Annotated in this window: 12 protein-coding genes; 8 read left to right on the top strand and 4 right to left on the bottom strand. The window is 67.0% G+C overall.

The genetic code is table 11. The features are described from left to right. Positions 1–73: 73 nt before the first annotated feature. The 8 genes from hisA to tatC all read left to right on the top strand — a co-directional run bounded on the left by hisA (position 74) and on the right by tatC (position 4,639). Complete coding sequence (gene hisA / locus ABIB38_RS00640) at positions 74–850, top strand: 1-(5-phosphoribosyl)-5-[(5-phosphoribosylamino)methylideneamino]imidazole-4-carboxamide isomerase (protein ID WP_429200854.1); 777 nt, start codon at positions 74–76, stop codon at positions 848–850. A 56-nt stretch (positions 851–906) separates the two neighbouring features. After that, the gene (gene hisF / locus ABIB38_RS00635; RefSeq protein ID WP_429200852.1) at positions 907–1,668 is read left to right on the top strand and encodes an imidazole glycerol phosphate synthase subunit HisF; all 762 of its coding nucleotides are present in this window, start codon (positions 907–909) and stop codon (positions 1,666–1,668) included. Between the two features lie 9 nt (positions 1,669–1,677). Beyond that, a complete protein-coding gene (gene hisI / locus ABIB38_RS00630) occupies positions 1,678–2,091 on the top strand; it encodes a phosphoribosyl-AMP cyclohydrolase (RefSeq protein WP_429200850.1) in 414 nt (137 codons plus the stop codon). Further along, positions 2,088–2,426: a phosphoribosyl-ATP diphosphatase gene (locus ABIB38_RS00625; RefSeq protein WP_429200848.1), complete on the top strand. Its 339-nt coding sequence runs from the start codon at positions 2,088–2,090 to the stop codon at positions 2,424–2,426. Before hisI ends, ABIB38_RS00625 begins: the two co-directional genes overlap by 4 nt. Before the next feature lie 180 nt (positions 2,427–2,606). After that, positions 2,607–2,981: a histidine triad nucleotide-binding protein gene (locus ABIB38_RS00620; protein ID WP_429200846.1), complete on the top strand. Its 375-nt coding sequence runs from the start codon at positions 2,607–2,609 to the stop codon at positions 2,979–2,981. A 116-nt stretch (positions 2,982–3,097) separates the two neighbouring features. Continuing rightward, a complete protein-coding gene (tatA, locus tag ABIB38_RS00615; RefSeq protein ID WP_123068022.1) occupies positions 3,098–3,343 on the top strand; it encodes a Sec-independent protein translocase subunit TatA in 246 nt (81 codons plus the stop codon). 12 nt (positions 3,344–3,355) lie between these two features. Continuing rightward, a complete protein-coding gene (tatB, locus tag ABIB38_RS00610) occupies positions 3,356–3,883 on the top strand; it encodes a Sec-independent protein translocase protein TatB (protein ID WP_429200844.1) in 528 nt (175 codons plus the stop codon). Then, a complete protein-coding gene (gene tatC, locus ABIB38_RS00605) occupies positions 3,884–4,639 on the top strand; it encodes a twin-arginine translocase subunit TatC (protein ID WP_429200842.1) in 756 nt (251 codons plus the stop codon). 78 nt (positions 4,640–4,717) lie between these two features. Here tatC and ABIB38_RS00600 read toward each other — a convergent pair whose 3' ends face one another. From ABIB38_RS00600 to ABIB38_RS00585, 4 genes are all read right to left on the bottom strand, one after another. Next, positions 4,718–6,226, bottom strand: a complete 1,509-nt coding sequence (locus ABIB38_RS00600; RefSeq protein ID WP_429201777.1) for an extracellular catalytic domain type 1 short-chain-length polyhydroxyalkanoate depolymerase — start codon at positions 6,224–6,226, stop codon at positions 4,718–4,720. A gap of 129 nt (positions 6,227–6,355) precedes the next feature. Further along, entirely contained in the window at positions 6,356–8,242 is a 1,887-nt protein-coding gene (locus tag ABIB38_RS00595; protein ID WP_429200840.1) for a DUF885 domain-containing protein, read from the bottom strand. A gap of 139 nt (positions 8,243–8,381) precedes the next feature. Next, positions 8,382–12,521: an SNF2-related protein gene (locus tag ABIB38_RS00590; protein WP_429200838.1), complete on the bottom strand. Its 4,140-nt coding sequence runs from the start codon at positions 12,519–12,521 to the stop codon at positions 8,382–8,384. Next, positions 12,518–14,464 (bottom strand): S9 family peptidase, encoded by a 1,947-nt coding sequence (locus ABIB38_RS00585; protein ID WP_429200836.1) that lies wholly within the window; start codon positions 14,462–14,464, stop codon positions 12,518–12,520. Before ABIB38_RS00585 ends, ABIB38_RS00590 begins: the two co-directional genes overlap by 4 nt. Positions 14,465–14,515: the final 51 nt, after the last annotated feature.

Below are 14,515 nucleotides of genomic sequence, written 5' to 3'. Positions count from 1 at the left end.
TTTCTGACGCATTTCCTGAATCATTTGCTGACTCATTTCCCGAAATAACCCCGTCAACCAACCGACAACGACCATGCTGCTGATCCCCGCCATCGACCTGAAAGACGGTCACTGCGTTCGCCTGAAACAGGGCGATATGGACCTTGCCACCGTGTTTTCCGAAGATCCCGCCGACATGGCGCTGCACTGGCTGAAGAAGGGCGCGCGCCGCCTGCACCTGGTCGACCTGAACGGCGCATTCGCGGGCAAACCGAAGAACGAGGCCGCCATCAAATCGATCCTGCAGGTGGTGCAGGAATACGCCGAAGACAACGGCCTGGACGAGATCCCGGTCCAGCTGGGCGGCGGCATCCGCGACCTCGACACCATCGAGCGCTACCTGGACGACGGCATCAGCTACATCATCGTCGGCACCGCCGCCGTCAAGAACCCGGGCTTCCTGCACGACGCCTGCGGCGCCTTCCCGGGCCACATCATCGTCGGCCTGGACGCCAAGGACGGCAAGGTCGCGACCGACGGCTGGAGCAAGATGTCGGGCCACGAAGTCATCGACCTGGCCAAGAAGTTCGAAGGCTATGGCGTCGAATCGATCATCTATACCGACATCGGCCGCGACGGCATGATGGGCGGCGTGAACATCGAGGCGACCGTCAAGCTGGCGCGCTCGGTGAAGATTCCGGTGATCGCTTCGGGCGGCGTGCACGTGCTGGCCGACGTCGAAGCGCTGTGCGCGGTGCAGGACGAAGGCATCGAGGGCGTGATCTGCGGCCGTTCGATCTACGAAGGCACGCTCGACCTGGCTTCGGCCCAGGAGCGCGCCGATGAACTGACGGAAGGGACGCGGGCCTGAATGCGTCGTTCCCGCCTGCGCGGGGACGACGTTCATATGCTGACGCAGAGATTCTTATGCTAGCCAAACGCATCATCCCCTGCCTCGACGTCACCGGCGGCCGCGTGGTCAAGGGCGTCAACTTCACCGAGCTGCGCGACGCCGGCGACCCGGTCGAGATCGCGCGCCGCTACGACGCCCAGGGCGCCGACGAGATCACCTTCCTCGACATCACCGCTTCCAGCGACGGCCGCGACCTGATCCTGCCGATCATCGAGGCCGTCGCTTCGACCGTGTTCATTCCGCTCACCGTCGGTGGCGGCGTGCGCAAGGTCGAGGATGTGCGCCGCCTGCTCAATGCCGGCGCCGACAAGGTCAGCATGAACACCTCGGCCGTCACCAATCCGCAACTGGTGTTCGACGCCGCCAGCAAGCACGGCTCGCAGTGCATCGTGGTGGCGATCGACGCCAAAGAGACCAGTCCCGGCAAGTGGCAAGTCTTCACCCATGGCGGGCGCAATGCCACGGGGCTCGATGCGGTGGAATGGGCGCGCGAGATGGAGCGCCTCGGCGCCGGTGAGTTGCTGCTCACTTCGATGGACCGCGACGGCACCAAGATCGGCTTCGACCTGGGCCTGACCCGCGCCGTCTCGGACGCCGTGGGCATCCCGGTCATCGCTTCCGGCGGCGTCGGCGGCCTGAAGGACCTGGCCGACGGCGTCCTCGAAGGCCATGCCGACGCGGTGCTGGCCGCCAGCATCTTCCACTACGGGCAGCACACGGTCGGCGAGGCCAAGCGCTTCATGCTTGACCGTGGCATCCCGATGCGCCTCGATTAAGGAAGCCGCATGTCGACCAATACCAAGTGGCTCAACAAGGTGCGCTGGAACGAGCACGGCCTGGTGCCGGTGATCGCCCAGGAGGCGGCGACCGGCGACATCTTGATGTTCGCCTGGATGAACCGTGACGCCCTGACCCGCACCGTCGAGACGGGCGAAGCCGTGTACTGGAGCCGTTCGCGCAAGAAACTGTGGCACAAGGGCGAAGAGTCCGGCCATATCCAGAAGGTGAGCGAGATCCGCCTCGATTGCGACGAGGACGTGGTCCTGCTCAAGATCGAGCAGGTGGGCGGCATCGCCTGCCATACCGGCCGCCATTCCTGCTTCTTCCAGAAGTACGACAATGGCGACTGGCACAGCGTCGAACCGGTGCTGCAAGATCCTGAAACCATTTACTCCTCGGACAAGAAGAAGACCCCATGAGCGTTACCCTGGCCCGTGTCGCGGCCGTGATCGAATCGCGCAAGCCCGAGCACGGCGGCGACCCTGCGACGTCCTACGTCGCCAAGCTGTTCGCCAAGGGCGACGACGCTATCCTCAAGAAGATCGGCGAGGAAGCCACCGAGCTGGTGATGGCCGCCAAGGACGCGCGCATCGCGGGCGATCCATCGAAGGTGCTGTATGAATGCGCCGACCTGTGGTTCCATTCGCTGGTGCTGCTGGCCAAGTTCGACCTCACGCCGCAACAGGTGCTGGACGAGCTGGCGCGGCGCGAGGGCGTGTCCGGCATGGTGGAAAAAGCCGCACGCAAGGAATGAATAATTCCGCGTGCGTTGCAAGTGAGCACGCGCTCACTGTGCGCGCGTCGCGTTCCGGTGTCATAATCGCCTTCTGGCCGTCATACCGCTCAGTCATATCGATGTCATGCCGCGTTGATACGATGCCTCGGCGGCGACGGCCGGCCCGGCCCTGGAGCATCGTCACGAACTGGAGACAAGATGGATAACTGCATTTTTTGCAAGATCGTCGCCAAGCAGATCCCGGCCGCCGTCGTCTATGAAGACGAGGACGTGCTGGCATTCAAGGACATCAACCCGGCGGCGCCGGTGCACTTGCTGGTGATTCCGAAGCAGCACGTGTCCACCTTGTCCGACTGCACCGAGGAACACGCGGTGCTGCTGGGGAAGATGCTCGCACTGGCGCCCAAGCTTGCAAAAGAGAATGGTATTGACGTCAAGATCGGCGCCGATGGCAAGCCGAAAGGCGGCTTCAAGACGCTGATCAATACCGGTCCGGATGGCGGTCAAGAAGTGTATCACCTGCATTTGCATATGTATGGCGGTCCGCGCCCATGGCGCGGTCTGGGGCTGTGAAGCTCTCGCTAAGCCAGGACTAAGTGTCAAAGGGGGCAGGCGGCCCCCGCTTCGCGTATACTGTCGTAGACGCTTTCCCGATTTTTCAGGCGCATGCGCCTTGCTAGGAGAACAACATGGGTGGTTTGAGTATTTGGCACTGGGTGATCGTGCTGGTGGTCGTGATGCTGATCTTCGGTACCAAGAAGATCAGCAATATGGGTTCCGACCTGGGCAAGGCCGTCAAGGGCTTCAAGGACGGCGTGAAGGGCGACGAAGAGAAGGCTGCGGAAGCGAATCCGGCGGCGCCGGCTCAGCCGACCCAGCAGGTGGCCGACAAGTCGACCATCGACGTGGAAGCCCGCGACAAGACCCGTCTGTAAGTCGCGAGTTCCATGATCGATCTTGGACTGTCGAAAATCGCGATCATCGGCGTGGTCGCGCTGATCGTGATCGGCCCTGAAAAGCTGCCCAAGGTGGCGCGCATGGCCGGGACGCTGTACGGCCGCGCCCAGCGCTACCTGCATGACGTGAAGTCCGAGGTCAGCCGCGAGATCGAGCTCGACGAGCTGCGCAACCTGCACAAGGATGTGCAGGAGAGAGCGCAATCGTTCAAGAGCGAAGTCGAGTCGGCCACCAGCGATTTCGAGTCGTCCGTCACCAGCCACGTCGACGAGGTCGAAGCGCTGTGGGATGACCGCACCGCGCACGACGGCGGCGGCGCCACGACGGTCACGCCGACCGTGGCCGACATCGACCGCAAGGCCAAGGACTTCCGCCGCAAGAAGCTGGTGCGCACTTCGAGCGTGCCGGCCTGGTACAAGAACCGCCATGGCACCAAGCGCCATGTGATGTCGGGCGCCGCCCGGGTGCGCAAGTTCCGCCCCGGCAGCGCCGGCAAATCCAACTCTTCCTTCTTCTAAATGACTGAGCAAGCCGCCGGCGAAGACACTTTCATCTCGCACCTGGTCGAGCTGCGTGACCGCCTGGTCAAGGCCTCGATCGGGATCGCGATCGTGTGCGCCGCGCTGATGGCGTGGCCGGGGCCATCGCATATCTACGACCTGATCGCCGCGCCGATGATCGCCTCGATGCCGCCCGGCTCGACCATGATCGCCACCGGCGTCATCTCGCCGTTCCTGGTGCCGATGAAGGTCACGCTGCTGCTGTCCTTCATCGTGGCGCTGCCCTGGGTGTTCTACCAGGCCTGGGCCTTCATCGCGCCCGGCCTGTACGCCCACGAAAAGCGCCTGGTGCTGCCGCTGGTCATTTCATCCTCGGTCCTGTTCATCGCCGGCGTGGCGTTCTGCTACTTCTTCGTGTTCGGCCGCGTGTTCCATTTCATCGGCGAATTCGCGCCGACCTCGATCGCGGTCATGCCCGACATCGAGAACTACCTCGATTTCGTGATGTCGATGTGCCTGGCCTTCGGCGCCTCGTTCGAGGTGCCGGTGGTGGTCGTGATCCTGGTGCGCATGGGCATCGTCAGCCTCGAGAAGCTGCGCGCGGTCCGTTCCTACGTGATCGTCGGCGCCTTCGTGATCGCCGCGATCGTCACCCCGCCGGACGTGGTAAGCCAGCTGGCCCTGGCCATTCCGATGTGCCTGCTCTACGAGCTGGGCCTGCTGGTGGCGCCGATCTTCCAGCGCGCCACGACTGCGCCGGAAGAAACCGCGTAAGCATGGTGCGCTTAGCGCCTATAGCGCGCATAGCATGAATAGCGCCGGGCAGCCGCCCGGCGCCAGGAACCTGCGGTTCTAAGGACAATTCCCCACGATGTAGTACCCCTGCGCCGTCTGCGCCAGCGTGCTGGTGTAGAAGGTGTTGTACAGCCCCATGTTCTGGTTCGAGCCGTTGGCCAGCGCATAGCCGCCGCTCGCGTGCGCGCGGCCGGCCTGCACGTGGGCGTAGTTGCTGGCCGTGCTGGTGGTGCAGGTAAACACCGGCGGCGGCGTGCCCGTACCCACCTGGAACGCGGGGAGGGCGCAGGCGCTGGAGGTTTGCCCATTGCTGCCGATGGCGCGCACGCTGCCGCCATAACTGCCGTCCGCGCGGTTCGCATACGCCTTGCTGAAGGCGGCGCCGCTGCCGGCCGCAGCATCGTCGACCGGCGACGGTCCGCTCAGCACCACGCGGTAGCCGGTAATGGAACCCTGCGCGAAGCTGGCCGCCCCGTTCACCGTGACCGTCGACCCCGATACGCTGGCGCTGCACGCGGTCATGACGGGCGCCGGCGCCTGGCTCACCCGGAGGTTCTTGTTGAACCAGAAATCCATGATGAAGGCCGGGTAGTTCACGCGGGTCGCATTCACGAAATTGGCGTTCTGGCCTCCCGTGCCGGCCGGCCAGGCGTGGCCCAGGCCGGTCACCGTGATCTGCGAGGTGCGCACCTTGCCGTTCGCGTCGGTGTATTCCACATTGCTGCCGCTGCCCGGCACGGTCACCGCCGCGCCCTGCGTCCAGGCGCCGCCATACACCTGGCGCATGGCGGCGGCGTCCAGTGGCCCATAGGCTTGCGCCACCGTGTAGTCGCTCGTGCCCCAGATCACGCCCGTGACCTGGGTCGTGAAATGGTCGCTCGCCGTGCCCGCCATCGCGCGGCAGGCATTGGCCGCGGTGGTCGCCGTATAGCCGGAAGGTACCAGCGCTATCTGGCTGGTGGTGACGCCCGGCGGCGGGGCGGCGGAAAGGCCCAGGCCGGCGAAGATCTCGGGCGCGGTGCAGCCCAGCACCATGGCCTTGGCGCCGCCCGAGGACAGGCCGGCCACGTACACCTGTTTCGGATCGATCGCGTACTGCGGGTTGGACAGGAAGCGGTTGATCAGGTCGAGCAGCACCGCGGTGTGGCCATACGAACGGCTGTGGTTGGTGGCGGCCCAGTCCCAGCAGTGGGTGCCGTAGACGTTGCCGGTGGCGTTCGGCGCCAGGATCACCGCGCCATACTGGTCGGCCACCGCCTTCCAGTTGTAGCCGGCGTCGCCGCTGCCGTTGATCACGTCGCCGCCCGCGGTCTGCGCGCAGCCGTGCAGCACCAGCACCAGGGCGCGCTTGTTGTCCAGGATGGGGGGCGTGGCCGGCCAGTAGTAGTAGCCGCTCAGGGCGCCGCCATGGGTGGTGTCGTTGGCCCAGACCTGGTTGGCGCTCCAGGCGCCGGGGCCGGCCTGGACCGGGGTCTGTGCCAGGGCGCCGATCGGCGCGCACAGCACCAGGCAGATCGCGGCTCGCGCCGCCTGTCGGTGAAAGGGGTGCATGCGGTGTCTCCGAATATGGTTGTCGTGGGCCGGCCGGGCGACCTGCCACATTCATCATAGTTCGGGAGAAAGGGTGCACAAGCGGGCGCGCGAGCACGCCGCTTGTGCGTTTTTGCACGGCCACGATGGACCATGCGGAGAGGGTTACTGCATCAACTCCGAGATCATCTTGACCGGCGCATTGCCATAGCTGAGGAACTGGTCGTGGAATTCCTTCAGCTGGAAGCGCTCGCCCAGCTGCTGCTTGCGGCGCTCGCGCAGTTCCATGATCTGGTGGTAGCCGCTGAAGTAGCTGGTCAGCTGCACCGAGGTCAGGGTCACGCGGCGCCATTTTTCGTCGGCTTCCTGGCGCGTCTGGAAGGCCTGGCGGGTGAGCAGGTCGATCGCCGCCTCGCGTCCCATGCCGTTCACGTGCACGCTGTAGTCGAGGATGGTGTTGGTCACGCTGCGCAGGTTCCATTTCGAGTACATCAGCCACATCTCGGGCGCATTGTCGCCGTAGCCCGATTCGAGCATCATGCGCTCACCATACACGGCCCAGCCTTCGACCATGGCGCCATTGCCGAACAGCGACTTGATCAAGGAAGGCGAGCGGTTGGCGTGCACCAGCTGCGCATAGTGGCCGGGGATCGCCTCGTGGATGTTCAGGATCTGCAGGATCCACTCGTTGTACTCGCGCAGGCTGCTCTCGGCCTGTTCCGGCGTCAGGTTGTCCATCGGCGTGACGTTGTAATACGTCTTGTCCTTGGAGCGGTAAGGGCCCGGCGCGTCGATGCTGGCGCCGGCCACGCCGCGCTGGTACATCGGCGTTTCGCGCACCTCGAGCGGCTTGCTCGGGTCCAGCGTCAACAGGTCGTGCTTGATCACCCAGTCCTGCAGCAGCGGGATCTGGCGCCGGATCTCGGCGAAGAAGTTCTCGCGCGCGACGTGACGGCTTGATAACTTGTCGATCATCATGCCGATCTTCTGGAAGCGGTCTTGCGGCTTGGCCACGCCCGCCATGTAGCGCGGCCACAGCTCATCCGAGATGCGGTCCATGTTCGACAGCAGTTCCTCGCGCGTGACCAGGGCCTTGCGGAAGGTTTCCTCGGCGCTGGCGGACGACTGGATGTCGAGCGCGAACTTCTGCTCGTACAGCGCCTTGCCGGCGCGGAAAGGACGCGCCTGGCCGCTGGCCGCCTGGCGCTTCTCGACCCCGTTCAAAAAGTCGACATAGCCCAGCACCGCGCTGCCGGCGTTGGCGACGCGCTGGGCGAAGATCGTTTTTTCCTGCGCGGTCAGGATCGATTCCGCGGCCGCCTTGCCCAGGTCGGCCAGCACCGCCAGTGTGCCCGGCGCCTGGCCGATCGCAAGCTGGGTGTGCTCGCGCGTCGGATTGGTAATCGAAGCCTGCGCCGCCGCGTAATAGGCCGGCACGTCGGCCAGGCGCTTGAGGATGGTGCGCAGGCGCTGCGGCTTGGCCGCGTAGTCGGTGTTCAGGATCAGGTCGAGCGGCGCGGCGACGTTGTATTGCGACGGATTCCACTCGTGTTCGCGCCAGGTGGAAAGGCGCCAGCGGTCCTTCTCGAGCTTGTTGACCAGGAGGGCCAGGTCGGTGCGGTAGCGCGGCGACAGCTGTTTGGGATCGAGCTTGCCGAATTTTTCCAGCCACTCGTTGGCGAAGGCAAGCTGTTTCGCCCGCGTGTCGGCGTTCGGGATGGTGAGGTTGGCGGCGTGGTCGAACTTGCCGACGTAGATGCCGCCTTCGGGATCCATGCGCCACAGGGCGGTCAGGTATTGCATGCTCAGGGTCGACATGCGGCGGTCGAGGCGCATTTCGGCGGCGCTGGCGCCGACCGTACCCGCCGCCGCGGCGCCGGCGCCGACGGCCGCCGCGCCCACCAGGGCCTTCTTGCCCGTGCTGGAAGTCTTCTTCTTGACGACCTTCGAGGATTTGGCCTTGCCCTTGGCCGGTTTGGAAGTGGCGGCGACGGCCGGCGTCAGCGCGAAACACGCCAGCAAGGCTGCCAGCGCGATTTTCGTTTTCATCATCGTATTCAGGCCCTGTAACAAAGGAGGTGTCTTGGCTCGCGGGAGGCGCGAAGGCGTGCAGATTAGCACTAATCGCGTTATTTGCGGGCAGTTGAAACATTCCGACACGCAGAACACGAACGTTGACTGAAATGCAAAATCAGCTTCCGAGTCCCGCCTTGAGCATCTCCAGCATGTCCCCCGGCGACATGCGCGCCGCCATTTCGGTCCCTTCCAGCAGGCTGTCGGCCAGATCGCGCTTGTGGCGGTGCAGGTCGACGATGGCTTCCTCGATCGTGCCGCGCGCGACCAGGCGATAGATGGTCACCGGCCGCTGCTGCCCCATGCGGTGCGCGCGGTCCGATGCCTGGTCCTCGACCGCCGGGTTCCACCATGGGTCCATGTGGATCACGTAGTCGGCCGCGGTCAGGTTGATGCCGACGCCGCCCGCCTTCAGGCTGATGAGGAACAGGTCCCCTTCGCCGGCCTGGAAGGCGTCCACGCGGCGCTTGCGCTCCTGGATCGGGGTCGAACCGTCCAGGTACTGGTAGGCGATGCCATGAAAGTCGAGGTACTGGCGGATCAGGCTCAGGTGGTCGACGAACTGGCTGAACACCAGCACCTTGTGCCGGTTCTCGAGCAGGTCGGTCGTCAGGCGCGCAAACGTCGCCAGCTTGCTGCTGGCGATGCCGGCGCCGGGCGCCACGAGCTCGGGATTGCAGCAGGCGCGGCGCAGCCGCATCATCTCGGCCAGGATCTCGATCGCCTTCTGCCCCTCGGGCGCCTCGAGCGCGGCCAGCTTGTCCAGGGCCTGGCGCCGCAGCGATTCATAGAGCGCGTTCTCTTCAACGCTCAGTTCCACCGGCACCACGATCTCGGTGCGCGGCGGCAGCTCGGACAGCACCTGCGCCTTGGTGCGGCGCAGGATGAAGGGGGCGGTCAGGCGCCGCAGGCGCGCGCGGGCGCCGGCCTCGAGCCGTTTATCCTGTGCCTTCTCGATCGGGCCGGCGAAACGCAGCTGGAACTGGTCGGCGCTGCCCAGCAGGCCAGGATTGATGAAGCGGAACAGGTTCCACAGCTCGCCCAGGTGGTTTTCCAGCGGCGTGCCGGTGGCCGCCATGCGAAAGTCCCCCTGCAGCGCCATCACCGCCTGCGAGCGCTTGGTATGCATGTTCTTGATCGCCTGGGCCTCATCGAGCACGATGCTGTGCCAGCGCCGGCCCTTGAAGCGCGCCGCCTCCAGCTGCAGCAGGCCATAGCTGACCACGACCACGTCGAACGGCCCCGCGTCGTCGACCGTGGCGGCGCGTTCGCCGGGACCGAACAGCTTCAGGTTCAGGGTCGGCGCGAAGCGCGCGGCCTCGTCGATCCAGTTCAGGCACACCGTGGTCGGCGCCACCACCAGCGCCGGGCCGTCCTTGGCGCGCGTGAGCAGCAGCGCCAGCGCCTGCAAGGTCTTGCCGAGACCCATGTCGTCGGCCAGGCAGGCGCCGACGCCCCAGTGGGCCAGGCGCGCCAGCCACTGGAAGCCTTCGATCTGATAATCGCGCAGCTCGGCCTGCAAGGTGGACGGCAGTGCGGGCGCGAAGGCGGCATTCTCGGCCATGCGTTTCAAGTGGGCTTGCCAGGCCTTGTCAGCGTCGACGCTGCCGGCGTCCCGCGCCAGCTCGTCCAGCGCGAAGCTGGCCAGCGCAGGGGTGCGGATGCCGTCGCCGTGCAGCTCGCCATAGGCTTTCAATTCCGTCAGGCGCCGGTGCAGCTCGTCGGACAGGGCCAGGTATTCGTTCTCGCCCAGGGCCACGAAGCGGCTGCCGCTCTCCTGGATCTTTTCCAGCAGGGTGCGCAGGTTCATCACGCGGCCTTCGTCGATCACGACGTCGCCGCTGGCCGCGAACCAGTCGCGCTCGCGCCGGATCTGCACCCGCACCGATTTCGTCGTGGCTTTCTTCGTCACCCTGAATTTTTCGCCCTCGGGCCAGGCGACCACGATGGCCTCGCCATCCAGCGCGCGCAGCTGGTCGACCAGTTCCAGTGCCAGCAGGGGCTGGCCGAGCAGCCATTCGCCGTGGTCCGGTTCCGCGAGTTCGAGCGCCTGGCATTGGGCGACCAGCTGGCGCTCGGCTTCGCGCTCGGCGTTCAAGTCGCGCCGGGCTTCGGTGCGGATGCCTTCGACGTCGGCGATCACATTGGCCGCGCCTTCGCCGGGGCCGTAATAGGCGCCGCCCGGCAGGGGACGCACCAGCAGCTGCATGCGCATGCCCTGCTGGTAGGGACGCAGCAGCACGTGCAGGCGCGGGTCGGCCGGCACGGTCTCGATGTCGCTGCTGCTGGCGCCGATGTCCGACTGCACGGTGACGATCGACGACACCGCGCCGATCGCGCGCAGCACGCGGCGCTCGGCCGCCAATGGCACCGTCAAGCCTTCGCCGACGATGGCGGCGATGCGCCGGTGCTCGTCCCTGACCTGCACCAGGCGCAGGCGGGTCGGCGTCTCGCGTGTGACCACCACGTCGCCGTCGCTGTCCCCGACCGGCGGGTTCAGCATGATCGCTACCGTCTCGCCGTGCTTCTTGACCAGCAGTTCCGGCTCGCCCGGCAGCAGCTCGACCCGGGTGCCGGGCGAATCCATCCAGAACAGCAGCGGATGGCCGACCAGGGCTGCCAGCGCCTTGTGCACCTCGAGCTCGAAACGGATGCCGCTGCCGGCGTAGTGGCGGCGGCCGGCGATCGCGTTCACGGCCTGCAGGTCTTGCGCGGTAAGGAAGTCGAGCCCGGCGCCTTCCTCGGCCAGGCGCTTGAGACCGATGGCGCGGCCGCGGCTCCAGCCGCCCTGCGCGTCGCGCTTCTGCTCGCGCGGCTCCAGTTCCTGCACGCCAAGGTGCGGGTCGTAGCGGACCAGCCAGACCAGCCGGGATTCGCGCACGTTCTCCACGTTCGCCGCCGGCTGCAGGTTGATCAGGGCATTGAGCTGGCGTTCCCACGGTTCCTCGCGCGCGAACCAGCCGGTCATGTCGGGCAGGCGGTGCCGGCGCCGCAGTTCGCTCGCACGTTGTTCATGCGCCAGGTGGCCGGCCTGGCCCATCTGCGCCAGCACGCCGGCCAGCTGGGCCGACCACAGGTCGAACCCGGCCGCCTCGGACTGCAGCAGCATGTCTTCCAGCCGCGCGCGCTGGCTGTTCAGCGCCGGCAGGGCCAGCCAGTGATGGATCAGGGCGCGGAACACGGTCGGTTCCAGCGACATTTCCCAGCTGCGCGTGCCGAACAGCGCGGCGTCGACGGTGCCGCGCTGGATCTCGTGCAGCATGCCGAGCTGGAACCACACCGCGTTATCGGGCCGCTGCACCGCGCGCGTCTCGATCTCGAGCCAGGCGTCGGCCAGTTTGCGGTAGGCCGGATCGCTGCTGCGCAGCAGGGCGGCCACGGCGATGTGCGCGCAGTGGCCGTCGAATACAGCCTTGCGCTTGCCGGTTTCGCGGCGCAACTGCTTGAGCGAGGCGTCGATCCCGGCCAGGCCACTGTCCAGATCATCGCGCAGCACCTGCACCACGCTGCGCAGGAACAGGCCGGGCGAGTCGCCGGTCTCGTTCACCAGCGCCAGCGCGTCGTCCAGGCGCCCGCACAGGATGTAGTGCTCGCCAAGCGAGCGGCGCAACGGACTTTCCGGGCTGCTGCGCTCCACCAGCCGCTCGGCGTAGTCGCGCACCGCCGGCGCAAGCTGGGGTTCGCTGCGCGCATGCATGACCAGGACGTGCAGGATGCCTTCGCGCAGGCGCGGATGGATGCGCTCCATCATGCCTGGCGCGAACGGGCGCGCGCAGGCGTCGACCAGCGGATGCAGGTAGCTCGCCTCGTGACAACGCAGGCAGGCGTCGAGCAGCGGCGTGACGACCTCGTGGTCCTCGCCGCCGAGCAGGGCGATGCGCAGCAGGGCCAGGCCCTGGCGGTAGCTGCGCAGCATCAGGTTGCCCTGCCAGTCGCGCCGCACCGTCGACACCTGGCCATAGGCGGTGGCCACCACGCCGAACAGGCCGCTGTCGAGCGCGAAGTCGAGCACCGGCCAGGCCGCGCCGGGCGCGAGCGCCATGCCGCGCTCGTTGGCGTCGGCCAGCAGGCCCGCCTCGCGCAGGCGCGCCAGTTCGTCCGCCCACTGCGCCTGCGGCAGCGGCGCGGACAGCGCGCGCATGTACTCGATGATGCGCTGGCGGCCCATCGGCTCGCCGGCGATGGCGAACAGCGCCAGGATCGCGTGTTCCTCGGCGCTGCTGGCGCCCAGGCGCGCGCGCACTTCGCTGTCGGTCATGCGCCCAGGTTCTCGATCTCGATCGCCGGCAGGCCGTCCGGCACCGGGATGCCGAACACGCGCAGGTAAAAATACAATTCGGCTTCCAGCGTGCGCACCACGCTGTCGGCCTTGCGGAAGCCATGGCCTTCGCCCTCGAGCGTCAGGTAGGCCACCGGCAGCTTGCGCGCGCGCAGCGCCTCGACCACGCTCTCGGACTGCTGCGGCGGCACCACCTTGTCGTCCAGGCCCTGGAAGAAGATCATCGGCCGGCGCAGTTTATCCGTGTGGTGGATCGGCGAACGCGCGCGGTACACCGCCGCGGCGGTGTCCGGCGGCGCGATCAGGTACTGGTTGTAGTGCGACTCGAATTTGTGCGAATCGGCGTCCAGTCCGGCCAGGTCGGATACCCCGTAGTAACTGGCGCCAGCCTTGAAGACATCGTGGAAGCTGAGGCTCGATAACACCGTCAGGCCGCCGGCGCTGCTGCCGCGGATAAGCAGGCGCTCGGGGTCGACGACGCCTTGCGCCGCCAGGTGGCGCGCGCCGGCCACGCAGTCCTCGACGTCCACCACGCCCCATTGATGCTTGAGCAGGTTGCGGTAGGCGCGCCCGAAGCCGGTGCTGCCGCCATAGTTCACGTCCAGCACGGCAAAGCCGCGGCTGGTCCAGTATTGGGTCGACAGCTTCAGGGTGCTGGTCGCCATGCCGGTCGGGCCGCCGTGGCCGATCACGATCAGCGGCGGCAGTTCGCCCGCCGCGGGCACATGGTCGGCATTGGCCGGTGCGTAGTAGAAAGCGTGGGCGGTGCGCCCGTTCTCGCTCGGATAGTCGATCGCCAGCGGCACCGACAGGTAGCCGGTCGCCGGCAGTTGCGGGATCGAATGCGCCAGCACTTCGCTGACGCCGGTCTCCAGGTCGATCCGCGCCAGCTCCGGCGCGATGGTCGGCGCGCCGCCCAGCAGGGCCACGACGTCGCCCTGCACGCGCAGCTCGCGGATCTCTTCATACGGCGACTCCAGCGGCGCCAGGTTGCCGTTGGACAGGCGCGCCAGGTAGCTGACGCCTTTCTCGACGTAAGCGCACACGATCTCGTCCTCGGAACGAAAGCCATACAGCGCACTGCCGAAGCTCCAGTGCGGGCCGGCGAATTCGGCCTCGACCGGGCACAGCGCATGGGTCACGCCGTGGTCGTAGCGGTACAGGTTCCACCAGCCGCTGCGGTCCGACACGAAATGCAGCAGGCCGCCGGGCGACCACTCGGGCTGGCAGATCGATTCGTCGGGGCCGCCCGCGATCAGGCGGCCGTTCACCAGCGTTCCATCCGCGGCCACGTCGGCCAGCCACAGTTCCGTGCCTTCCCACGGCATGCGCGGGTGGTCCCAGCACAGCCAGGCCAGCTGGCGGCCATCGGGCGACAGGCGCGGCGCCGCATAGAAGTCGTTGCCGTCCACCAGCACGGTCTCGACGCCGTCGAAGCCGACCGCGGCCAGCGTATTGACGGGGTGGGCGGCGCCGGCCGAATGGTCCTCGCGCACGGCGATCACGCGCTGGCGGGCGGCGTCGAGCACGAAGTCGGCGTAGCGGTGGCCCGTGCCTTCGCGCGTCACGGCGACCGGCGTGCAGTTCGGCCCACCATCGGCTGCCACCCGGTACAGGCGGTCGTCCGCATGGTGCGAGAACCAGGCCACGCCGCCGGCCAGCAGGCAGGCGCCGCCGCCGTATTCATGGACGCGGCTGCGCACGTTGAAGGGCGCCGGCGTCAGTTCGCGCGTGCCGCCGCCGTCGTGCACCATGAGCGTCGTGCGTCCGCCCTCGCTGGCGCGGCCCTCGAGCCAGCCCAGGCGCGGACCGTCGAGCATCGGCTGGGACAGCGGCACCGCGCCGGCCGCGACCACCGCGGCGCTGATCGGGGAAGGCCAGGCGCCGCACGGCATTGGTTGTTTGCTGGTGGCAATCGTCATGATCGGGACTCTTTCCTTGGTCGGACCCGCATTATAGTGTTTGCCCAAGAA

The organism is Massilia sp. UYP11, assembly GCF_050434805.1.
GTDB lineage: Bacteria > Pseudomonadota > Gammaproteobacteria > Burkholderiales > Burkholderiaceae_D > Telluria.
This window is presented reverse-complemented; position numbering and strand designations above follow the sequence as displayed.